Consider the following 21,344-nt stretch of genomic DNA (forward strand, 5'->3'; position numbering starts at 1 on the left):
ACCCTCACACTCGGCCTTGCCATGTGTTGAATGACGGCGACGTCCATCCTGCGGCGAACCCACGAAAATCTGCTTATCGCGCCGCTCTACCACCTGTCGCGATCGCTACCATGCGCCTGCGAGCGTCGCCGTTCAACGACTGCATGTTGCTGCTTCCGGTACTCAGACGACAGAAATCGCCAACAGTTCATTTTCGGTTCATCTAGACCGCAGAAATTTCTGCCACCCGAGGTCGACCCCGCTGTCCTGCCGCCTCGACAACGCCCTCAGGCGCCATCGGCAGCGTCCGTCGGGCTATGCTCGAGCAGCGGTGCGATGTGCTTGTCGACGGACTCTCGCGCCCGAAAGATGCGCGACCTCACGGTACCGACGGGGCACTCCATGATCGTGGCGATGTCTTCGTAGGAGAGACCATCGAACTCGCGCAACGTGATGGCCGTACGAAGATCGTCAGGCAGCGCTTCGATGGCTTGAAAGACGGCGGCCTCGAGCTGATCACGCGCAATGGCAGCTTCCGGCGTTTCGATATCGGAAAGACGCCCGCTCTGATCGACGATCTCGGCATCGCTGATGTCGAGATCGCTACCCGGCGGGCGACGGCCCCGTGAGACGAGATAGTTTTTCGCGGTGTTGATGGCGATGCGGTACATCCACGTATAGAAGGCACTCTCTGAGCGGAAGCTACCGAGCGCACGGTAGGCCTTGATGAAGGCCTCCTGCGCGACGTCCTGAACTTCTCCGTGATCCTGCACGTAGCGACCGATGAGACCGAGTATCTTGTGCTGGTATTTCTTGACCAGAAGATCGAAGGCTCGTGTATCCCCTCTCTGCGCACGCTCGACGAGCTGTTGATCGGTTTCCCTGGCCCCCATTCAGCTCCTCCCCATTAACAGGGACGCGGCGCACTGTGAAAACGACGGACAATATAAATGACAAAACAATACGCTCATGACTCTACCTGGAGCTCGAGGACTCGCGATTCAGTGATAGGCGTGCAACTTATAACAGAACGATCTCGTTCGCACGCGTCGGCGGCATCACAGTGTTCCCGTTTTAACTTGGGGCATCAAGCTGATACCAACGCACGTTCCCCGCCAACGCGGCCATGCGACAGCGTCTTCCGGCGCTCCGAAGTTGATTTTCTGACCCGCCAGCCTCCATAGTACGCGCTCAACGCGCCCCCATTAGAACAGTCAACGAGCCCAGAATGTCGGAACAGCAGGTCAACAATCTCAACGTTCTCTCACAGGACGTCCTGATCACCCCGGAGCAGCTCAAGCAGAACGTCCCCTTGAGCGACGCCGCCGAACGGACCGTGATCGAAGGTCGACAGACCATCCAGCGCATTCTCGACCGAGAAGATCCGCGCTTGCTCGTGGTAGTCGGCCCCTGCTCGATTCACGATCCCGACGCCGCACGGGACTATGCCAAACGGCTGCGTCAGCTCGCCGATGCGGTCAGCGACAGTCTCTACATTGTCATGCGGGTCTATTTCGAGAAACCGCGCACGACCACCGGCTGGAAGGGCCTGATCAACGATCCGCATATCGACGACACCTTCGAGATCGAGGAGGGATTGCACACCGCGCGGCAGCTGCTGGTGGATCTCGCCGAGATCGGTTTGCCGCTGGCGACCGAAGCACTCGACCCGATCTCGCCGCAGTACCTTCAGGACTGCATCAGCTGGTCAGCGATCGGGGCGCGAACGACCGAATCACAGACACACCGCGAGATGGCCTCAGGACTCTCCGGGCCGGTCGGCTTCAAGAACGGCACCGACGGCAGCCTGGATGTCGCGGTCAACGCGCTGAAATCCGTCGCCAGCCCGCACAATTTCCTCGGTATCGATCAGGCCGGCCAGGTCGCGATCATTCGCACCCGCGGCAATGCTTACGGCCACGTAGTCCTGCGCGGCGGCAACGGCAAGCCGAACTACGACAGCGTCAGTGTCACCCTCGCCGAACAAGAGCTTGCCAAGGCGAAGCTGCGCGCCAATCTGATGATCGACTGCTCCCACGCCAACTCCAACAAGGATCCGTCTCTTCAGCCACTGGTCATGGAGAACGTCGCCCAGCAGATCATGGATGGTAACCGCTCGATCATCGGGCTGATGATCGAGTCCAACATCGGCTGGGGTAGCCAGAAGATCCCGGCGGCGCTGGAGGAGCTGGAGTACGGCGTATCGATCACTGATGCCTGCATCGACTGGCCGACGACAGAGCAAGCGTTCCAGCAGATGGCGAGCCAGGTCACCGCGGCGCTCAAGACGCGGCAGCAGGCCAACGACTGACGGTCTCACACACTGTGACGGCCGACCGATAGCACGATGCCCGGGATGNNCATCCCGGGCATCGTCGTTTGGTGGCGGCATCGTTTCAGCGCGTCGAGGCTAGGAGGCCTCATTCATCGCGACGCCGTCGATCTCCCGGCGAAATGGCGGCAGAGCGTCAAGCAGTGCCTGACCATAGCGGCGCGTCAGCACGCGACGATCGAGCAGTGAAATCCGCCCACTGTCCTCTTCCTTGCGGATCAGTCGGCCGCAGGCCTGGACGAGCTTGATCGAGGCGTCGGGCACCGAGATACGCATGAAAGGATTGCCGCCCTGGCTCTCGATCCACTCCGCCAGCGTTGCCCCCACCGGGTCGTCCGGCACCGAAAACGGTAGCCGCGTGATCACCACGTGGGTGAGATACTGCCCCGGCAGATCGATTCCCTCGGCGAAGCTCGCCAGGCCGAAGATCACGCTCCCCTTGCCCTCATCCACCGCCTTGCGGTGCCGCTCGAGCAGCTCACGCTTGGGCAACCGGTCCTGCGCCAGCAGACGCGATGCCCAGGGTTCAGGCAGCGCCTCGGCCACGCTCTTGAGCTGGCGACGCGACGAGAAGAGCACCAGCACGGCCTCATCGTCGCCGAGCGCCTCGATGAAGGAGACGATGGCCCGCTCATGAGCCGCGCCGTCACCGGGATCGACCGCTTCCCGCGGCACGCTCAGCGTCGCGCGCGAGTAATCGAAGGGGCTGGGCAGGCGCTGATAGCGGTAGCGGTTGGCAAGCCCCGCTCGCTCCTGCAGCCGCTCGAAGCGATTGAGTGCCGTCAGTGTCGCGGAGGTAACGATCGCGCCATGACAGGTGCCCCAGAGATGGCGTGCCAGCGTTTCCGCCGCTGACACCGGGCTCGCCGAGAAGGTCAGCTCCGGTTCGCTGCCGAACGTCTGAAACGTCAGCCAGCGTGCCTGCGGCTTCTGATCCGCCGGGTCCTGGGTGCTCATCGCCTGCCATAGCGCATGCGCCTCCAGCGCTCTGCCGTGCAGCAGGGCCGCCAGCGGTAGCCAGGGCTCGGCCTGCTCACGCGCAAGCCCCGTCGACTTCTCGGGGTCGAGACTCTCGCGCAGAATACCGGTCATCGTCTCGAGATCGCGGGAGAGCTCGGCGAAGGGAATGACCAATTGCCCGGCAAGCTCGACCAGCGGCTCCGGCGCGCGACCGTTGGGAAAACGGAAGTGCTGCGTCTCGCCTCCCGCTCCCTGCGACAACCCGGCAATTTGGTGGCCCATCGAGTAGGCGTCGCCAAGGCGCGGCTCGAGCGCGGCGATACGCTCCGGAAACGCCGCCAGCATGCGATTGAGCGCCGGCTGCGTCCCCAGGGCAGTGGTCAGCTCCGGCAACGACTTCTTCAGCGTGCGCAGCCAGCGCAGCGTGGCGTTGACCCCGAAACGGTGATGGAAATGATCCAACGCCTTGTCGGGGAGGTGGTGGCCCTCGTCGAAGACGTAGATACAGTCCTTCGGCGGCGGCAAGACCATCCCGCCGCCGAGCGCGAGGTCCGCCAACACCAGATCGTGGTTGGCGACGATGATATCCGCCTGCTCGAGATGCCGACGCGAGCGAAAGTAGGCGCAAGCGCCGAAATGACCGCACCGCCGATTGGTGCACTGGCGATGGTCCACCGTCAGGCGCCGCCAGTCCCGGTCATCGATCGCCACCGGCCAACTGTCACGGTCGCCCTCCCAGCTACCGGACGAATAGCTGTCTGCCATCTCCTGAATCAACTGCGGAAAATCGCCACCGGCGTCCGTCGCGATCGTCTGCTCGAACAGTGACAGTGTCGGGTTGGGTTCGGCGCCTTCCAGCGCCTGATCCAGCTTGGCGACACAGAGATAGCGGCCGCGCCCCTTGGCAAGCGCGTAGCCGAAGTCGAGGCCACTGTGCTTCTGCAGCATCGGCAGATCCTGATTGAGCACCTGCTCCTGCAGCGCCACGGTAGCGGTCGCGATGACCAGACGCTTGCCCCTCGCCTTGGCGATGGGAAGCGCCGCCAGCAGATACGCCAGCGTCTTGCCGGTGCCGGTCCCCGCCTCCAGCACGCAAACGTGCTCGTTGGAGGTGCGCCGCCCCTGATCGTCGGACTCGATGGCCCCCAGGGTGCGAGCGATTTCGGCAATCATCAGGCGCTGACCGTAACGCGGCGTGAGTTCGAGCCCCTCGAGCACGCGCCGATAGGCGTCCTGAATCTCCTGCTTGAGGGTCTCGTCGAGCATGCCGGTTCCATCGAAAGGAGAAGCGCAGGGAAAACGACCGCTCGCGGAGGGAGCGGTCGGAAAGCGAGGGCGTTAGTCGATCAGCCCTTCCGGCGGATGCTCACAGGGGAGCTTGCCGTTGATGTAGGTCTCGATCTCCGGCAGGGAGAAAGCATCCTCCTCGCCCACGAAGCTGATCGACACGCCTTTGGCACCGGCACGACCGGTACGCCCGATACGGTGGACGTAGTCTTCCGGATCTTCCGGCAGCGTGAAGTTGACCACATGGCTGACGTCTTCGATGTGGATGCCGCGACCGGCGACGTCGGTCGCTACCAGCACCTGAATCTCGCCGTCACGGAACTTCTCGAGCGTGCTGATGCGTTGATTCTGCGGCACGTCACCCGAAAGCATGGCCACGCTGATGCCAGCCTCGCGCAGCAGCTGATCGAGTTCGCGCACCAGATCGCGACGGTTGCCGAAAACGATCACCCGCTCCATCGACTCCTGCTTGAGCAGATTGACCAGAAGCTTGCGCTTCTCGGCGTCACTCACCAGGTAGACACGCTGGTCGATATTGGCAGCATTCTCGTGGGTCACCTCGATCTCGACGTGGCTCGGGTTCTGCGTCCACTGCTCGGAAAGACTGAGAATGTCCGGCGTAAACGTCGCCGAGAACAGGAACGTCTGACGCTCTTCACGCTTCGGCGTGTATCGGATGATCCGCTTGACGTCCGGAATGAAGCCCATCGAGAGCATGCGGTCCGCTTCGTCGAGCACCAGCACTTCGACCTGGGAGAGATCGATATCACGCTTCTGCTGGAAGTCCAGCAGGCGTCCCGGCGTGGCCACGAGAATATCGAGGGTCTTGCCGAGCGCCGTGCGCTGCGTCTGGTAGTCCATGCCGCCGACCACGCTCGCCACGTTGAGCGAGGTAAACCGCGCCAGCGACTTGGCATCTTTTTCGATCTGCAGCGCCAGCTCGCGGGTCGGCGCGATGATCAGCGACCGCGGCGCGCCCGGCTTCTGGCCGTCCGGCGCCTCCTCTTCGAGGAAATAGGCCAACAGCGAAATGAGAAACGCCGCCGTCTTGCCCGTCCCCGTCTGCGCCTTGCCGACCACGTCACCACCGAGCAGCGTCTGCATCAGCGCCTGCGCCTGAATCGGGGTGCAGTATTCGAAGCCTTCCGCTTGGATGGCGCGCATTAGCGACAGCGGCAGATCGAAGTCATGGAAACGCCAGCGACCGGCAACGGGCTCGACCTTGAACTGTTTCAGCGACCACTGGGAAGCACCGCCCGACTGCGTTTTGCGAGGCTTGCGTCGACGCCGCTTGGGTCTGCGGTTCTGTGCCGGGGCCGTGGCCTGGGCCTGGGTGTTGTCCGACTCACTCATAGTAATGACGAATGTCCGAATTCGATTGACGATGACGTATGCGATCCCGAGATCGGTCGCATCACCGAAGATGCCACCGCTGGTTCCCGGCTTATCGTTTTTCGGGCTGGCCGGGCCACTCGATCAGAATCGCAAGCAAGCGCCCATTGTATCAGTCCCACCCCGCAACGTCGCGAGCCCAGTCGAACACGTCGCTTGCCTGGCGCTGTCAGCCGCCGACGCGGCTGTTAGAATGGCATACCGACATTTTTCCCCGAGCGGCGCCGCGTCGCCGTTCGCGCTTACGCCATAGGTCACGCGCATGACACGTAGAAAAAAGACTCGCTCTCTGGCCGACAAGGTGACGATCCGCACCGGCAAACGAAAGGACTACCGGCGCTGGCGCCACGACAACCCCGACGAGGTCTCGACCACCGCGCGACGCTACGTCAGCAAGAAGACCGAGCAACGCAAGGCGCAGGCCGAACGCAAGCGGCAGCGTCAGAGCGCCCCGCCGCTGCCGCTTCACAAGGGCGACGAGCCCGAGGGTTCCCGCTGATGCGCCTGGTCTCGTTCAATATCAACGGCATCCGCGCCCGGCTGCACCAGCTTCAGGCGTTGATCGACAGCCACGCGCCGGACGTCATCGGGCTGCAGGAGACCAAGGTTCAGGACAGCGAGTTCCCGCTCGATGCGGTCGAAGCGATGGGATACCACGTCCATTTCCACGGCCAGAAAGGTCATTACGGCGTGGCGATCATGACGCGCCTCGCACCCAGTGCGGTGTACCTGGGCCTGCCCCATGACGATGACGATGCCCAGCGCCGCCTGATCGGCGTGACACTCGAGCTTCCGGACGGCGGACCGCTGACGATCTACAACGGCTACTTTCCGCAGGGTGAAAACGTCGAGCACCCGACCAAGTTTCCCAACAAGCGCGCTTTTTACGCCGATCTGAACGCGATGCTCGAGGCGCGGCACCGCCCTGACGAGCGCCTGGCGATCATGGGAGATTTCAATATCTCGCCGGAAGATCGCGACATCGGCATCGGCGAAGCCAGCCGTAAGCGCTGGCTGCGGGAAGGCAAGACGAGCTTTCAACCGGAAGAGCGCGAATGGCTCTCGACGCTGAAGGCGTGGGGTCTTTCGGATAGCTACCGTCGCTGTTACCCGGAGCGCGACGACACGTTCAGCTGGTTCGACTACCGCTCGAAAGGCTTTGACCGGGAGCCCAAGCGAGGCCTGCGGATCGACTACCTGCTGGCGACGGAGTCGCTCGCCGAGCTGACCCGCGACGCGGGTATCGACTACGCTCTGCGTGGAATGGAGAAACCCTCCGACCATGCGCCGGTCTGGACCGAATTCGCGCTCTGAGGCCGATCGACCGGAACCGACTTCGTGTCTGCCCGATCCTGGCAGACCAAGATCGCGGGCGGCGCCCATAGCGGGCGCCGCCCGTTTTTTCGCCGGCTCTCAGCGGCGGATACCATCGTGATCACGGGCTTGCCAGCCGGCGGCCTGTCGAACGCTAGGCCGACCCGAGCGAGTCCAGCCACTGCTGTGCCTGCTCGACACCGATGGCCTGGGCCTGACGAAACGCGTCCCGGGCATCGTCCGTTCGCTCCAGCTGAGCCGCGGCGATGCCGTAGAGCAGCCAGTCGCGGTCGGCGAAATCGCCGCCAGCGTCTCGCATCGCGTTCAACGCCTCCAGCGTCGTCTGCCACTCCCCCCAGCCATAGGCAATATCCGCCAGCTGATGCCAATCGTCGGGCGCTTGAGTTCGCTGGGCGAGCTGACGCCAGGCCGCGAGCGCCCTGTCGCGCTCACGCGCCGCCGTCCACGCCTGCGCCAGCAGACGCCGATGCCCCACGCTATCGTCGAGCTGCCCATTCTCCAGCCAGTCGCTCAGATGCTCGCCGGCCCGAGCCGGGGTGCCCCCCGCGAGGTGCAGCTTGGCGAGCTGCTCGAGATCCTCGGGCGCGGTCAAGGCGCCACGCCGCCAGCCGCTCTCCCAAATCGCGGCAGCGCGGCCCACGTCTCCGGCGCGCTGCGCCATTCCCGCCATCCGCCGCCAGAGATCGCCGCGCCCGGCATCACGCTCAGTATCGGTGTCGATCAGTGACAAGGCCTGGCCGAACTGACCGGCCTGCTGGTAAACGGCCTCTGCGAGCTGACGCTGCGCCGATGTCCATGAATCGGTATCCCCGGACTCACGAATACGCGCCAGCGAATTGGCGGCTGCCGACCAATCACCGAGTGACGCACGGGCCTGAATCAGCAGCCATCGGGAGGCGTCATCGCCCCCGCTTCGCTCGACCCAGCGGGTCAGCAGATCGGCACCGGCCTTGGTCTGCCCGGCCCGAAGCCGGAGCTTCGCTTCTTGCTCGAGCCAGGCGAGTCGACGTGACGCGGGCACCTGATCGATGGAGCGCGCCGTCGCCAATAGATCGGCTGCCGAGCCGGGCGCTTGTTGTCGCGCTTCGGCCGTGGCCGCAAGCTGCAGGAACAGCGCCCGCGCCCAGCGGTCGGCGGCGTTGCCGCCGGCGAGGCGCTCGGCTGACGCTTTGGCACGGGTCGTGACACGCTCAAGGTCACTGTCCTGCAGCGCTTGCTGCATTGACTCAAGCGAAGCGATCATATCGGCGCGCAGCGCAGGACCTTCGGCATTCGCCAGTGGCGACAGGCCGAGCCCCACGACCAGAGCCAGCGCAGCCCATCGCCCAGCGCGATGAGGCGAGCGGCGCGCCTCTCGTCGGTTGGCGACTGCGATCATCCTCGCCCTCCCAGCTTGAACTCGATTCGCTGTGTGACCCGGCGATAGTCATCGGCCTGCGGGAAGCGCCACTGCGCCATGGCCCGTTTGACCTCCCGGTCAAACATCCGTGGCGGGTCGGCGTCGATCACCTCGAGCGATCCCGCGTCGACCCGTCCATCGGGCTGGATGGTGAACCGCACCTGCACGTAGCCTTCGATACCCCGACGCTGCGCACGCGAGGGGTAATTCGGTTGCTGCCGGCTGACCGGATTGAGCTGGCCCACGTCTCGCGGTGACGCCTGGGTGCCCTGGGGCGGCTGCGAGGCCGCCGGTGCGGAACTGGCGCTTTCGGTACTCGCTACCTGCGTCTGAGCGGGCGCTGTCGACTGCGGCGCGGGCTCGGCTTCCGGCTCGGGCTCGGGCTCGGGCTCGGGCTCGGGCGCCGGCTCAGCTTCGTCCAGTGCGGGGAGGTCGCTGTCCAGCGTCACGTCCGGCGTCTCCATCGGCGGCGTCACGGGCTCGGGGATTTCCACCGAACTCGGGCTTTCGGCGGCCGGGACCGGCGCCGCCGCGGGCGGCGGTGGAGGCTCGACGGGGGGCGGCGGTGGCGCCGGAGCCGACTGCGCGGGCACCGGTTGCTCCTGTGGGGTCGCCTCTACCATCGCCATGGCCGTCGGCTCGACGACCTGGGTCTGCTCGGGCGACGGCGGCACTACCAGCAGGGCCAGCAGATAGAAGAGCAACAGCGCGAGCAGCGCGCCACCACAGAGGCCGGCAAGCCGTCGCATCAGCTATCGCTCCGGTTCGCCGCCACGGCGACATTCTCGACGCCGGCGTCGCGAATGCGATCCATCACCTCGATCAGCGTGCCGGTGGTCGAGCGACGGTCCGCCTGGACCACGACGCTACCGCTCCCGGAAACCAGCTCCGCGACCCGGGCGCCGACGCGATGGGCATCCACCGCCTCGCCATCGACCCAGACTGCTCCCTGATCGGTAATCGCCACCAGCACTTGCGTGTCCGGCCGGGCAGTGGCCGCACTGGACTCCGGCCGCTCGATCTCCACGCCGCTCTCCTTGATGAAGCTCGTGGTGACGATGAAAAAGATCAGCATGATGAACACGACGTCGAGCATCGGCGTCAGATCGACCCCGGTGCTCTCGTCGCTGGCTTCTCGTAAGCGGCGCCTACGCATGAGATTCCTCCACGGCGCGCGCCATGCGATCGTGCAATCGCTGATCCTCGCGCCGAATAATCTGTTCTAGCCGGCTGACGAACAGCAGCCCGACCACGGCCACCGCCATGCCGACCAGCGTCGGGAGCGTCGCGCGAGCCACGCCGTCGGCCATCGCTCGCGCCTGCCCGCTCTGGGTCAATGCCAGGCTGTCGAAGACCTGGATCATCCCGGTCACCGTTCCCAGCAACCCCAGCAGCGGACAGATCGCCACCAGCAATTTGAGCCACGGCAGCGGCATGCGAAGCCGGGCGATGAGTTCGCGGGTCCAAACTTCGCGCAGCGTCAGCGCGCTCCAGGTCGCGTGGTCACGACGCTGAATCCACGCATCGATCAGCGCCCGACGGGCGCGACGGTGGGTAAAACGCCAGTAGAAGAGCCGTTCCAGCGCCAGTGCGAACAGCACCATGGCCACCAGCATGATCATCACCAGCACCTCGCCGCCGGCATTGATCAGCCAGCGGATCGGGTCAAGGACGGTCATCAGCTCAGACATGAGCGCCATGCGGCCGCTCCTGCGCGTCGGCAATACGGGGCCCGGCCTCGAGGTGCTCGGCGAGCACGGCACTCGCCCGGCCCTCGAGCTGACCCAGTAGACGCCGACTGCGACTGCTGAGCGCGGTGTTGGCGAATAGCAGCGGCACGGCCGTGATCAGACCCAGCACCGTGGTCACCAGTGCCTGACTGATCCCCCCCGCCATCAGCTGCGGATCGCCAGTCCCGAAGACGGTGATCGACTGAAAGGTAATGATCATGCCGGTCACCGTACCCAGGAGCCCGAGCAGCGGCGCCACCGCGGCGATGAGCTTGACCACCGGTTGGCCGCGCTCCAGCCGCGGCTGTTCGGCCAGCAGCGCCTCGTCAAGTCGCGCTTCCAGCGCTTCCGGGGCGTGATGATGACCGAGCGCGGCGAAGCGGCCGAGCACCCGGCCGAGAGGGTTGTCCTCGCTGAGCGACTCGGGGTGCTTCATCTGGCGATACGTCCGCCGACTCACCCCCAGCAGGTAGAGATATTGCGCCAGCGCCACGAGAAGGCCGACGACACCCAGCGCGATGATCACGTAGCCCACGTAGCCGCCCTGATTGAAGCGCTCCCACAGCGTTGGCTGCTGGGCAAAGGCGTCGAGCACGTCGCCGTCAGTGGGATCGACGACGACGGTATCGTGATCTCCCCGCTGAAAGTCCTGCAGCACGTCCTGGACGCTACCGGGCGTTCGCGGATAGGCAGTGAGCCGCCCTTCGTCCCCGGTGCGCTCGAGCAGCGCGCCGTCGCTGAACGCCAGCGTATCGCCCAGACGGATCACCTCACGTTGCGTGACATCGCCGTCGGTGCCTGCAACGGGTGCGGTGAAGCGCACGCCGCGGCCGCTCTCGGCAATCAGCCCGGCGAGATCACGACGCAGCCGATCAAGCGTATCGATGTCGATGAGCCCGCGATCGTCGAGGCGCGGAGGCAGCTCGGCATCGCCCCCCACGGTGACCCACGCATTGCCCAGGGCGTCACGAATCTCGCCGGCCTGGCGCTTGACGATGCCCGAGACCTGCTCGATATCGCCAGCGTCGTCACCGCGGGACTGCTGAAGTTCAGCGAGGCGAGACTGCTGCGCCTGCTGGCGCGCCTCGAGCTCGTCGCGCCGCGCCTGGGCATCCTGCAGCCGCGACTGCGCGTCGGCGACGGCCTTGTCGAGAGCGTCGCTGTCATCGAGTAGCGCCTGCAGGCGCTCGGCATCGCGCGCTTCGGCAGCCTGGCTCTCCTGCTGGAACCGGGCAACCACCGACTGCAGCGACGTCGCCTCACCGCTGTCGGCATTGGCGGACTGGCCGTCCGGCGACTGCGCCAGGGCGGTGTGCGCCAGGAGCGAGAGTGGCAGCGTCAGTGACAGCGCCAGCATGACCGATGAACGGCGCTTCATGACTCACCTCCCGCGTCGCGACCGGACTCGACCGCTACCGAGGCCGGCAGCTCGAGCAGCTCGGGCGCGCTCTGATCGTCACTGATACGAATACCGCGGCGGACGGCGTCGATCTGCTCTCGCGTCAACGCCTGCCACTCGCCCTCGGCGACCCGCCACACCCCGCCGGCGTGATCATCCGGCGTCACGTAGTACCAGCCGGTGCGGCCGACTCGCAGATAATCGACCTCACGAGCGAACTGACTCTGCGCCTGCGCGCTATCGGACTGCGCGCCGTTAAGCGGACCGCGCCAGTGGTCCATCTCCCGACCGTAGTCGAGCTCGGTGCGCCAGGCGGAGAAAATGCGTTCGAGCTTGTCGGCGGACGAGGCTTCGTCGTTGGCGAGCAGCGACGCCAGATCGTCGACTCGGGCCAGGCGCTCGCGCTTCAGAAACGGCATATCGGCCTCGATCAGCGTGCGAAGCTGGGCGACCATGTCGCGCATCTCGCCGGGCAGCGCTTCGCGGGTCGTCGAGATCTGGGAGAGCGCCTGCGCCTGACGCGCGATGCGCTCGGACTGACTCTCGACGACCGGTTCGAGCTCGGCGTTATAGCGTTCCAGGCGATCGGCCTGCTGGCGGGTCTGCCGCAGTCTGGCCAGCGCTTCGCGGGTCGCATCGTCGGCGCTGTCGATTTTCGACTGCAGTTCGGCCTGCGCCTGCTGTGCGGCGATACTCGCCTGACCGAGACTGGCCTGAGAGGAGGCGTCCTGAGCGACGGCAGGACTGGCGAACGACGCCAGGCCAAGGGCAGCGAAGCCGAACGCCAGCGCGTGACGTCGACGACCTCGCAACCGCGGAAAGTGATACACCACGCCATCTCCTTGCGAATGGGGCGAAAGAGCCGGGGAAAACACCGCTCGAGGCGGTGACATGCGGCTAAAGCGAGCGTCAAGCTAATACAAACAAGAACAATTATCAATACGATACAGCGCCCGCCCGATCACGCTCATGCAACGCCAGAACACAAAAAAGCCGATACCCGGGGGTATCGGCTCATGAAGGCTCGGTGCCGCTCCAATGCGATCGACTGGAGCTGCGATCGACGCGAAGGTCTATCGACTAGAGCTTCTGCTCCAGCGCCGGCAGGATTTCGAAAAGATCCCCAACCAGGCCGTAGTCCGCAATCTGAAAGATGGGGGCCTCGTCGTCTTTGTTGATCGCGACGATCACCTTGGAATCCTTCATCCCGGCCAGGTGCTGGATCGCGCCGCTGATGCCGACCGCAATATAGAGGTCGGGCGCGACGATCTTGCCGGTCTGCCCCACCTGCATGTCGTTGGGTACGAAGCCTGCATCGACGGCGGCGCGGGAGGCTCCGACCGCGGCGCCGAGCTTGTCGGCAAGACCTTCCAGCAGCCTGAAGTTCTCGCCGTTACCCATGCCCCGGCCGCCCGAGACAACGATGCGTGCCCCACCGAGTTCCGGGCGATCGTTCTGGGCAAGCACTTCGTCGACGAAGCGCGAGGTCTCGTTGGTCACTTGGCCCTCGACCGACTCGACCGGCGCCGATCCCGTGCGTGAGACGGCATCGAAGGCCGTGGTGCGCACGGTAATGACCTTGAGTGCGTCCTCGGACTGAACGGTGGCGATGGCATTGCCGGCGTAGATCGGTCGCTTGAAAATGTCGGTGCTGACCACCTCGAGGATTTCGGAGATCTGGTTGACGCCTCTGAGCGCCGCCAGCCTCGGCAGCACGTTCTTGCCACTGGTGGAAGCCGCGGCGAGTACATGAGTGTAGTCACTGGCGAGATTCACCAGCAGATCACCCAGCGGTTCGGCGAGCTGATGCGCGAAGACAGCGGCATCGGCCAGACGGACACGGGCCACGCCCTCGAGCGTGGCGGCGGCTTCGGCGACGCCCTGGACGTTCTCCCCGGCCACCAGCACATCGACGTCACCGCCGATCGCCATGGCCGCAGCGACAACATGGGCCGTACCGTCACTGAGTTGGCCGTCGTGATGTTCGGCCAGAACCAGAATGCTCATTCGATCGGCTCCTATCAAAGCACTTTGGCTTCGTTCTTGAGTTTGTCCACCAGCTCGTCGACGGAGCCTACCTTGACGCCGCCCTTACGCTCCGCGGGCGTCTCGACCTTCAACCGCTTGAGCCCGGCCGGCAATGTCACGCCCAGCGCCTCGGGAGTGCGGTTCTCGAGCGGCTTTTTCTTCGCCTTCATGATGTCGGGCAGCTTGGCGTAGCGCGGCTCGTTCAAGCGCAGGTCGGTGGTGACTACCGCCGGCAGCTTGAGCGCCACGGTCTGGTGTCCGCCATCGATCTCGCGAGTGACACGGATCTCGCCCGCCTCGATGACGACCTCGGACGCAAAGGTGCCCTGCCCCATACCGGTCAACGCCGCCAGCATCTGGCCGGTCTGGTTATTGTCGGTATCGATCGCCTGCTTACCCAGCACAACGAGGTCCGGCTTCTCTTCGTTGACCACACCTTCGAGGAGCTTGGCCACGGCGAGCGACTCTACCGGCTCGTCGGTCTCGACATGAATGGCGCGGTCGGCGCCGAGGGCGAGTGCGGTGCGAAGCTGCTCCTGCGCGGCCTTGGGTCCGACGGTAACGGCAACCACTTCGGTGGCCACGCCCTTTTCCTTGAGTCGCACGGCCTCTTCGACGGCGATCTCACAGAAAGGGTTCATGGCCATCTTCACATTGGTGAGATCGACGTCGGAGTGGTCCGGCTTCACTCGAATCTTGACGTTGTAGTCGATGACGCGTTTTACCGCGACGAGTACTTTCATGGGTGTCCTCGCAGGCTGAATACGGAGCGATCCGCCCAGACCGTCTTGCGGGCGTGGGCCGAGGATCGTCGGCGCCACCGGGCGCTTGTCGACAGCGTACCTTCACGCCGTACTGTGAGGAAATGACGAGGCGACGACTGCCTGACATCCTCTGCGCCGGGGGCCGGTTCGCCGCGCGTGCCAGCCCTGTCGGGCCGGGACAGCGGCGCGCGAAAGATGCGATGATAGCGCATACCCCAGGCCGGGCCGAAGCGGCGCCTCGGCATAAGAAAAGCGCCCCGCCGAATAAGCGGCACTCCGCCGGCAGTGCGGCGCATTCCAAGCGGCGGTGAGACAGCGTCATGGCGAACCCGAGCCGATGACAACGTCTGTCTCGACCCGCTCGTGAGTAGAAGACAAGGAGAGACGGTTTGGAACGTGAATCCATGGAATTCGACGTGGTCATCGTTGGCGCGGGCCCCAGTGGCCTCGCCGCGGCCTGCCGACTGATGCAACAGGCCGAAGAGAGCCAGCGCGAACTGAGCGTCTGCGTCGTGGAGAAAGGCTCCGAAGTGGGCGCCCATATTCTGTCAGGGGCACTCTTCGACCCGCGCGCCTTGACCGAACTCTTCCCGGACTGGGCCGAGCGCGGCGCACCGCTCAACACCCCCGTGTCGCGAGACGAAGTGCATCTGCTCAAGGATGCCGAGACGACCCAGAAACTGCCGAACGCGCTGGTGCCGAAGACGATGCACAACGTCGGCGGCGAGACACCGAACTACGTGATCAGCGCCGGCAACCTCTGCCGCTGGCTGGCCGAGCAGGCCGAAGCGCTGGGGGTGGAGATCATCCCGGGCTTCGCGGCGCAGGAGGCGATCGTCGATGAGGCAGGCGTGGTTCGCGGCGTGATTACCGGTGACATGGGGGTCGCCGCCGACGGGAGCGAAACCGCCAACTACATGCCGGGCATGGAGCTTCGCGCCAAGTACACGCTGTTTTGCGAAGGAGCCCGCGGACATATCGGCAAGCGCCTGATCGAGCGCTTCGATCTCGCCGACGGGCGCGACCCGCAGCACTACGCCATCGGCTTCAAGGAACTCTGGGACGTGCCGGCGGATCAGCACCAGCCGGGGCTGGCGCTGCACGGTGCCGGCTGGCCGCTCTCCGGACAGAATCACGGCGGCTGGTTTCTCTACCACGGCGACAACCAGCAGGTAATGGTCGGCCTGATCGTCGATCTTGGCTATCGGCAGCCCTATCTCTCGCCCTTCGATGAATTCCAGCGCATGAAACATCATCCACTGCTGGCGAAGACGCTGGAAGGCGGCTCGCGGGTCGCCTATGGCGCTCGCGCGATCACCAAGGGTGGCGCCAACTGCCTCCCCAAGATGACCTTCCCCGGCGGGCTACTGCTCGGCTGCGATGCCGGCACGCTCAACTTCGCCAAGATCAAGGGCATCCACACCGCAATGAAGTCCGGCCTCCTCGGGGCAGAAAGTGTCTTCGCCGCGCTGGCGGATGACGCCGACGGCGGGCGTGAGCTGACCGAATTCACGGTGGCGTGGCAGTCGAGCTGGGCCTGGGCGGAGTTGCAGGCGAGCCGCAGTTTCGGTCCGGCGATCCATAAGTACGGGACCCTCGGCGGCGGCGCGTTCAACTTTGTCGACCAGCTCACCGGCGGCAAGCTGCCGACGCTCCACGATACCGCACCGGATCACGAGATGACGCCGGCCCAGGACGCGGAGAAGATCGACTACCCCAAGCCGGACGGCAAGCTATCCTTCGACAAGGCCTCATCGGTGTTTCTCTCCAACACCAACCACGACGAGAACCAGCCTTGCCATTTGAAGCTGAGCGACCCGTCGATCCCCATCGACAGGAACCTGCCGGACTATGCCGAGCCTGCGCAGCGCTACTGTCCCGTTGGCGTCTACGAAGTCGTGGAGAGCGAAGCCGGACCGCGCTTTCAGATCAACTTCCAGAATTGCATCCACTGCAAGACCTGCGACATCAAGGATCCGTCGCAGAACATTACCTGGGTGGCGCCCGAAGGCGGCGGCGGACCGAACTATCCCAACATGTAGCGCTTGACGGCCAGCCCCCTGCGCCGAGGGGCAGCAACACTGCGTCAAGGGACAGCAACACGGGTGGCAACCCAAGAGGCCTCGCGAGGCCTCTTCGTCAGTCTCCCGCTGGCGGCTCAGCTGCCGGTCGCGACCGGGCGTAGCGGGTCGCGCACCCACTCGCTCCAGGAACCGACGTAGAGCCGGGGTAGCGGCAGACCGGCAACGGCGTAGGCGAGGATGTTATGACAGGCGGTCACTCCGGAACCGCAGTAAGCGGTTAGCACCTCGGCCTTCGGCAACGCGGCTGCCAGTTGCCGAGTGGTCTTGAAGCGCCCTGAGGGGTCGAGGTTATCCGCGCACGGCCGGCATACCGCTCCCGGGATGTGACCGGCGACGGGGTCTAGTGGCTCCTCCTCGCCGCGAAAACGCGACGCCGTTCTGGCGTCGATGAGCTGCCCGCCCTCCTGGGCCAGCCGCTCCCGCCGGATCCAAGCCGATTCGTCATAATCGGGCACCCAAGCAGACACATCGGAAGGCGACGCTACTGGCATCGGGCCAAGCCCCGCGATCTCCGCATGCCACGCCTGAATGCCACCATCGAGAACGCGCACGTCAGGGTGTCTTGCCCAGCAGGCAAGCATCCACCAGCCCCTGGCCGCCGCAAGCCTGCCGCCCTGATCATCGAAAACCACGACGGGCCGATCCGGAGAGATGCCCAGCAGTTGCAGTGTCGCGGTGAACGCCTGACGCGTCGGCAGAGGGTGTCGCCCGGCATCGCCAGGTGCACTCGACATGTCGCGTTCGAGATCGAATGGCTGACTTCCCGGCACGCCCCTATCTTCAGCACGACTCTCTCCTCGGCTGACACGGCAGTCGAGTACCAGCGGTGGCAGCGCCGACGCCATGGCCGCAACCAGTGTCGGCGAATCGATCAGGCTATCTTGCACGGGCTCTCTCCTGGATTAGCGCGGTCGCGCGCGTGACAGGCGTTCAACCGGTGCACGGGCCGCGATCAGACGCCGCCGCCCCGCCGAGTCGAAACGCACATCAATGACCGGATTGGTGGATGAGCCTTCGACGACGACCACTTCACCGTCACCGAAGGTGGCGTGGCGAAGACGGTCACCGACCTGCCAGCTCGACGGCGCGAGCCCCGCGGCGCCGACCTTTGCCACCTCCGCGGCCGACTCGTCACGACGCGTGACCGCCAGCGAGCTGCCCACGCGAGCGAGATAGCGCTCGACCAGTGCCGGCTCACTGACGGCGAGCGCCGTCTCGGTGGCAGACCCCACGTCGCCGGCCAGCGCCCGGGCGACGCAGCCGGCATCGGCGACGGCGGTCTCTTCGAGAAAGCGGCTCGGTCGATGTTCGCCCCCATCCTGAAGCAGAAGGAGCCGCTCTCGGGCGCGAGTAATCCCCACGTAGTAAAGCCGGCGCTCCTCTTCCTGGCGCTCGGGTGAGAGCGGGTTCTCCCGACTGTAGTGCGGAAAGTCCTCTTCGTTGAGGCCCGCCAGCACCACCAGCGGCCACTCGAGCCCCTTGGCACCGTGAACGGTGCTGATGAGCACGCCGTCGTCGCGATTCTCCACCGGATTGCGCAGCAGTTCGATGAACGCATCCGGATCGTTGGCAAGCTCGCCGGCCTGCTCGATCAATACATCAAGCAGACGCACATCATCGTCCCCTTTCTCTCGCCGCGAGGCGGAGCGGCGCAGCACTTTTTCAGCATCGATGGCGTCGACGACATGCTCGAGCAGCTTCGCCGGCGGCCAGTTGGCAAGCTTTGGCAGCTCGCAGAGTAACTGCCAGCGCCGCTTCAGATTCCGCCGCTGACCGGGCCGCAGCCCGCCAAGCACGTTGGCGTCTTTCGCCGGCCAGTGCTGGGTATGCGCAAGCTCGTCGACCAGTGCGCGCAGACGATCCTGGGCGACGAAGGTGGTCGGCTGAGAGAAGAGCAACGCTAGATGCGCCGGATCGTTGAGCAGTCCGGGGGCACGCGCGAGCTGCAGGTAGCCGGCAAGCGCCTGCACCAGCGGCAACCGAAAGACGAACCGCTCCTCCTGAGCGAGACGAAAAGGGATGCCGGCACGAAGTAGCTGCAGCTGGACCGAGACCGACAGCGACCAACTGCGGACCAGCACGCACGCCTCGCGACTCTCCCGGCCTTCCTCGTGCCAGCGCGCCAGCGTTGCCAGCAGCGCGTTGGCACCGGTACCGGCCTCCAACGTCGTCGCCGGGTTGCCGGGCGCGGCCAGGCAGAGCTGATCGCGGCGCTCGCGGTTGCCGCGGATGGCGTGATTCGCCGCCAGCGCCAGGGCGTGACCATGACGGAAGGTGTAAGAGAGCGGATAGTCTCGGGCGTGGCCGAAAAGCGAGTCGAAGCGCGCGAGCATGGCGTCGGGACGCGCCCCTCGCCACTCGTAGATGCACTGATTGGCATCCCCCACCGCCATCACCTGGGCGCTGTCGCCGGCCAGAAGGCGCAGCAGTCTTAGCTGCGCTTCGTTGATGTCCTGATACTCATCGACGATGACGTGAGTGAGAAATCCCTGCACCCGCTGACGCGCTTCAGGAACGGATTCCAGACAGCACAGCGGGCGATAAAGCAGGTCGGCGTAGGTCATGCTGTTCGAGGCGTCGAGCAGCGATTCGGCGATGCCATACGCCTCGACGAAGTGGCGCTCGCTGTCGGCGTAGTCCAGGCGCTCGAACAGCGCTGCCGGCTCGGCGACCTCGGCTTTCACCAGGTCGCAGAACTGGCCGAACGCCTCGAGCCGGTCAGCATCGAGTGCCGCTTCTCGGGTTTCGCCATCCGCCTGATCCAGACTCTGCATGACGGCCTGTCGAAAAAGCCGCTCGCGCTGCCAGTCGGCCTGCAGAAGCTGACGCGATGCCAGATAGCCCCAGCGGGTCAGGCTCTGAGTCAGACGGTGCCCGATCGAATGGAAGGTTCTCACCTCCGGGAGCAACGTACCGGGACTCGCCTCGCGCTCGAGCTTGAGCCGGAAATCATCACGGGCGGCGCGATTGAACATCAGCACCAGCACCCGGCGGGGGTTCTCGCCCGCGGCCAGTAGCTCCAGCACACGGCGCACCAGTGTGGTCGTCTTGCCCGCCCCGGCAACCGCCGCCACCCGCGCGTGACCCTCGCCGTGAGCGATTACCGCGCGCTGCTCGTCGGTCAGACTGCGGTCCTCGTCGGTCGAAATAACGCTGGCCGACGAGGCCTCGTGAGTGGCTTGGGGGCTAACGGCATCAGTCATGAAAGAGCGCGACTCGCGAATTCGAAAGTGTTAAGCGTCGACATCGAGCCGACCCAGCGACTGCCAGGCGCCGTCGCTCCAGAGGCCGATCTCGCTGCCCTCGACGTCGGCGCATTCGACCAGGCGATAGAAGAGGTTGCGGTGCAACCGCGCCCATAAGCCGCGATCCACGGCCACCGCCGGCAGCGGATCGCCGCTGGGTGATGCGACCAGCATCAAGCGTCGGCTGGCGTCGAGTCGAAGTTGCTCCCCCCACTGGCCGACCAGCGTCCAGCCAGCGGCGTCGGCCTCCGCGTCATGTATCGACAACGGCAGGTCCTCGACCCGAATTCGCAGCTTTTCACCGGGTGTCACCAGATAGTAGTCACCGTCGGACTCTCGGCGCAGCACCCGCGCCAACAACTGAACGAGCTCTGGACGGGTGATTGGCGAGCCTTCGTGGATCCAATCGCCGCTCTGGGTGATCACAAGATCCATCTCCCCACAGACCGGCGGGTCCCAGCGCTCGATCGGCACCCGTGCCTCGGCTTTGACTTGCTGAAACAGTGCGTCCAACCGCATGGCCGCTACTCCCAGACGCTGGCGTTAGACAAACGGATTGGGCGCCCCATCGCTGACGCTCGCCGCGAAGAGCCGGTAGAAGTTGGCCCGAGTCTGCATGGCCACCTCGTCGACGGTGATGCCACGAGCCTCGGCGATGCATTCCGCCACCTCGACGACATACTGCGGCTCGTTACTGCGGCCGCGATACGGCACCGGGGCAAGGAAGGGGCTGTCGGTCTCGATCAGGAGCCTGTCCAGCGGCACCTGGCGAGCCACGTCGCGAAGCGCTTCGGCACTGGCAAAGGTAACGATGCCGGCAAGCGACACATAGAGGCCCAAACGAATCGCCTCTCGCGCCATGTCGATATCTTCAGTGAAGCAATGGAGCACGCCTCCGACATTGGGATCGGTATGCTCGCGGACCAGTGCCAGCGTCTCTTCTCGGGCCTGGCGAGTGTGGATCACCACGGGAAGTTCCAGCGCATGCGCGGCCTGAAGATGCGCCGCAAAGCGCCGCCGCTGGATGTCAGGGGCGATGCTCTCATAGTGAAAGTCGAGCCCGGTCTCGCCGATAGCGACGGCGCCACACTGCTCGGCACACTCGATGATCGCCTCGACGCTCGGCTCTTCAGGGACGTCGGCCAGCGGATGAACGCCGACGCTCATGACGACGTCCTCGTGATCACGGGTGATCTGCGCCATCGCCGGTGCGCTCTCAAGCGTGGTGGCGATGGAGAGAAATCGCTGGACGCCGCGAGTCCGGGCCGCGTCCAGCGCCGCTTCCAGGCTGCCTTTATGGGGCGAGAGGTCGAGCCGATCCAGATGACAGTGGGAATCTACGAACATGCAGTATCCAAAAAGCCGATGCCGCCGCCACTCACGCCGCGATTCTCGGGGCGGTGGCGGCGA

19 protein-coding genes are annotated in these 21,344 nt (G+C 65.2%); 4 read left to right on the plus strand and 15 right to left on the minus strand.

Annotation, left to right across the window (positions count from 1 at the left end; genetic code table 11):
* Window positions 1-266 precede the first annotated feature (266 nt).
* On the minus strand, window positions 267-872 hold the full coding sequence (gene rpoE / locus DOM41_RS13945; RefSeq protein ID WP_110687452.1) for an RNA polymerase sigma factor RpoE: 606 nt from the start codon (window positions 870-872) through the stop codon (window positions 267-269).
* A gap of 335 nt (window positions 873-1,207) precedes the next feature.
* On the opposite strand from rpoE, the gene DOM41_RS13950 reads away from it, so the two are divergent.
* Window positions 1,208-2,290 (plus strand): 3-deoxy-7-phosphoheptulonate synthase, encoded by a 1,083-nt coding sequence (locus tag DOM41_RS13950; RefSeq protein WP_110687453.1) that lies wholly within the window; start codon window positions 1,208-1,210, stop codon window positions 2,288-2,290.
* A 99-nt stretch (window positions 2,291-2,389) separates the two neighbouring features.
* Here the strand turns inward: DOM41_RS13950 and dinG are convergent, their stop codons facing one another.
* Both dinG and DOM41_RS13960 read right to left on the minus strand, forming a co-directional pair.
* Window positions 2,390-4,537, minus strand: a complete 2,148-nt coding sequence (gene dinG, locus DOM41_RS13955) for an ATP-dependent DNA helicase DinG (RefSeq protein ID WP_110687454.1) — start codon at window positions 4,535-4,537, stop codon at window positions 2,390-2,392.
* Window positions 4,538-4,609: 72 nt separating this feature from the next.
* Window positions 4,610-5,911 (minus strand): DEAD/DEAH box helicase, encoded by a 1,302-nt coding sequence (locus tag DOM41_RS13960; RefSeq protein ID WP_110687455.1) that lies wholly within the window; start codon window positions 5,909-5,911, stop codon window positions 4,610-4,612.
* 301 nt (window positions 5,912-6,212) lie between these two features.
* Here DOM41_RS13960 and DOM41_RS13965 point away from each other — a divergent pair, with 301 nt between their 5' ends.
* Both DOM41_RS13965 and xthA read left to right on the plus strand, forming a co-directional pair.
* Window positions 6,213-6,449 (plus strand): hypothetical protein, encoded by a 237-nt coding sequence (locus DOM41_RS13965; protein ID WP_110687456.1) that lies wholly within the window; start codon window positions 6,213-6,215, stop codon window positions 6,447-6,449.
* Window positions 6,449-7,264: an exodeoxyribonuclease III gene (xthA, locus tag DOM41_RS13970; protein ID WP_110687457.1), complete on the plus strand. Its 816-nt coding sequence runs from the start codon at window positions 6,449-6,451 to the stop codon at window positions 7,262-7,264. The genes DOM41_RS13965 and xthA overlap by 1 nt, the downstream gene beginning before the upstream one ends.
* 154 nt (window positions 7,265-7,418) lie before the next feature.
* On the opposite strand, the gene DOM41_RS13975 is transcribed toward xthA, so the two are convergent.
* From DOM41_RS13975 to DOM41_RS14010, 8 genes are all read right to left on the minus strand, one after another.
* Window positions 7,419-8,663: a hypothetical protein gene (locus DOM41_RS13975; protein ID WP_110687458.1), complete on the minus strand. Its 1,245-nt coding sequence runs from the start codon at window positions 8,661-8,663 to the stop codon at window positions 7,419-7,421.
* The gene (locus DOM41_RS13980; RefSeq protein ID WP_110687459.1) at window positions 8,660-9,433 is read right to left on the minus strand and encodes a TonB family protein; all 774 of its coding nucleotides are present in this window, start codon (window positions 9,431-9,433) and stop codon (window positions 8,660-8,662) included. Before DOM41_RS13980 ends, DOM41_RS13975 begins: the two co-directional genes overlap by 4 nt.
* Complete coding sequence (locus tag DOM41_RS13985) at window positions 9,433-9,840, minus strand: ExbD/TolR family protein (protein ID WP_110687460.1); 408 nt, start codon at window positions 9,838-9,840, stop codon at window positions 9,433-9,435. Before DOM41_RS13985 ends, DOM41_RS13980 begins: the two co-directional genes overlap by 1 nt.
* Window positions 9,833-10,375, minus strand: a complete 543-nt coding sequence (locus DOM41_RS13990) for a MotA/TolQ/ExbB proton channel family protein (RefSeq protein WP_110687653.1) — start codon at window positions 10,373-10,375, stop codon at window positions 9,833-9,835. The genes DOM41_RS13985 and DOM41_RS13990 overlap by 8 nt, the downstream gene beginning before the upstream one ends.
* Window positions 10,368-11,792, minus strand: a complete 1,425-nt coding sequence (locus DOM41_RS13995; protein ID WP_245391853.1) for a MotA/TolQ/ExbB proton channel family protein — start codon at window positions 11,790-11,792, stop codon at window positions 10,368-10,370. The genes DOM41_RS13990 and DOM41_RS13995 overlap by 8 nt, the downstream gene beginning before the upstream one ends.
* The gene (locus tag DOM41_RS14000; RefSeq protein ID WP_245391854.1) at window positions 11,789-12,646 is read right to left on the minus strand and encodes a DUF3450 domain-containing protein; all 858 of its coding nucleotides are present in this window, start codon (window positions 12,644-12,646) and stop codon (window positions 11,789-11,791) included. The genes DOM41_RS13995 and DOM41_RS14000 overlap by 4 nt, the downstream gene beginning before the upstream one ends.
* A gap of 247 nt (window positions 12,647-12,893) precedes the next feature.
* Window positions 12,894-13,820 (minus strand): electron transfer flavoprotein subunit alpha/FixB family protein, encoded by a 927-nt coding sequence (locus DOM41_RS14005; RefSeq protein WP_110687462.1) that lies wholly within the window; start codon window positions 13,818-13,820, stop codon window positions 12,894-12,896.
* A 14-nt stretch (window positions 13,821-13,834) separates the two neighbouring features.
* A complete protein-coding gene (locus tag DOM41_RS14010) occupies window positions 13,835-14,584 on the minus strand; it encodes an electron transfer flavoprotein subunit beta/FixA family protein (protein WP_110687463.1) in 750 nt (249 codons plus the stop codon).
* Window positions 14,585-15,009: 425 nt separating this feature from the next.
* Between DOM41_RS14010 and DOM41_RS14015 the strand changes: the two genes are divergently transcribed.
* The gene (locus tag DOM41_RS14015) at window positions 15,010-16,647 is read left to right on the plus strand and encodes an electron transfer flavoprotein-ubiquinone oxidoreductase (RefSeq protein WP_110687655.1); all 1,638 of its coding nucleotides are present in this window, start codon (window positions 15,010-15,012) and stop codon (window positions 16,645-16,647) included.
* Window positions 16,648-16,763: 116 nt separating this feature from the next.
* Here the strand turns inward: DOM41_RS14015 and DOM41_RS14020 are convergent, their stop codons facing one another.
* The 4 genes from DOM41_RS14020 to DOM41_RS14035 are packed head-to-tail and all read right to left on the minus strand — an operon-like array spanning window position 16,764 to window position 21,281.
* A complete protein-coding gene (locus DOM41_RS14020; RefSeq protein WP_110687464.1) occupies window positions 16,764-17,576 on the minus strand; it encodes a sulfurtransferase in 813 nt (270 codons plus the stop codon).
* A 15-nt stretch (window positions 17,577-17,591) separates the two neighbouring features.
* Complete coding sequence (locus tag DOM41_RS14025) at window positions 17,592-19,892, minus strand: ATP-dependent helicase (protein ID WP_110687465.1); 2,301 nt, start codon at window positions 19,890-19,892, stop codon at window positions 17,592-17,594.
* Window positions 19,893-19,922: 30 nt separating this feature from the next.
* Window positions 19,923-20,453, minus strand: coding sequence for a DUF1285 domain-containing protein (locus tag DOM41_RS14030; RefSeq protein WP_110687466.1), 531 nt, complete (start codon window positions 20,451-20,453; stop codon window positions 19,923-19,925).
* Between the two features lie 24 nt (window positions 20,454-20,477).
* A complete protein-coding gene (locus DOM41_RS14035) occupies window positions 20,478-21,281 on the minus strand; it encodes a TatD family hydrolase (protein ID WP_110687467.1) in 804 nt (267 codons plus the stop codon).
* Window positions 21,282-21,344 lie beyond the last annotated feature (63 nt).

Source organism: Salinicola aestuarinus (assembly GCF_003206645.1).
In the GTDB taxonomy this organism is placed as follows: domain Bacteria; phylum Pseudomonadota; class Gammaproteobacteria; order Pseudomonadales; family Halomonadaceae; genus Salinicola; species Salinicola aestuarinus.

Excerpts from the sequence above, each read along its gene's own strand:
- DOM41_RS14030 (WP_110687466.1), bottom strand. The coding sequence starts at position 20,453 with ATGCGGTTGGACGCACTGTTTCAGCAAGTCAAAGCCGAGGCACGGGTG.
- DOM41_RS13965 (WP_110687456.1), top strand. The coding sequence starts at position 6,213 with ATGACACGTAGAAAAAAGACTCGCTCTCTGGCCGACAAGGTGACGATC.
- DOM41_RS13985 (WP_110687460.1), bottom strand. The coding sequence starts at position 9,840 with ATGCGTAGGCGCCGCTTACGAGAAGCCAGCGACGAGAGCACCGGGGTC.
- DOM41_RS13960 (WP_110687455.1), bottom strand. The coding sequence starts at position 5,911 with ATGAGTGAGTCGGACAACACCCAGGCCCAGGCCACGGCCCCGGCACAG.
- DOM41_RS14035 (WP_110687467.1), bottom strand. The coding sequence starts at position 21,281 with ATGTTCGTAGATTCCCACTGTCATCTGGATCGGCTCGACCTCTCGCCC.
- DOM41_RS13975 (WP_110687458.1), bottom strand. The coding sequence starts at position 8,663 with ATGATCGCAGTCGCCAACCGACGAGAGGCGCGCCGCTCGCCTCATCGC.
- DOM41_RS14015 (WP_110687655.1), top strand. The coding sequence starts at position 15,010 with ATGGAATTCGACGTGGTCATCGTTGGCGCGGGCCCCAGTGGCCTCGCC.
- DOM41_RS13980 (WP_110687459.1), bottom strand. The coding sequence starts at position 9,433 with ATGCGACGGCTTGCCGGCCTCTGTGGTGGCGCGCTGCTCGCGCTGTTG.
- rpoE (WP_110687452.1), bottom strand. The coding sequence starts at position 872 with ATGGGGGCCAGGGAAACCGATCAACAGCTCGTCGAGCGTGCGCAGAGA.
- dinG (WP_110687454.1), bottom strand. The coding sequence starts at position 4,537 with ATGCTCGACGAGACCCTCAAGCAGGAGATTCAGGACGCCTATCGGCGC.
- DOM41_RS13990 (WP_110687653.1), bottom strand. The coding sequence starts at position 10,375 with ATGTCTGAGCTGATGACCGTCCTTGACCCGATCCGCTGGCTGATCAAT.
- xthA (WP_110687457.1), top strand. The coding sequence starts at position 6,449 with ATGCGCCTGGTCTCGTTCAATATCAACGGCATCCGCGCCCGGCTGCAC.
- DOM41_RS14005 (WP_110687462.1), bottom strand. The coding sequence starts at position 13,820 with ATGAGCATTCTGGTTCTGGCCGAACATCACGACGGCCAACTCAGTGAC.
- DOM41_RS13950 (WP_110687453.1), top strand. The coding sequence starts at position 1,208 with ATGTCGGAACAGCAGGTCAACAATCTCAACGTTCTCTCACAGGACGTC.
- DOM41_RS13995 (WP_245391853.1), bottom strand. The coding sequence starts at position 11,792 with ATGAAGCGCCGTTCATCGGTCATGCTGGCGCTGTCACTGACGCTGCCA.
- DOM41_RS14025 (WP_110687465.1), bottom strand. The coding sequence starts at position 19,892 with ATGACTGATGCCGTTAGCCCCCAAGCCACTCACGAGGCCTCGTCGGCC.
- DOM41_RS14010 (WP_110687463.1), bottom strand. The coding sequence starts at position 14,584 with ATGAAAGTACTCGTCGCGGTAAAACGCGTCATCGACTACAACGTCAAG.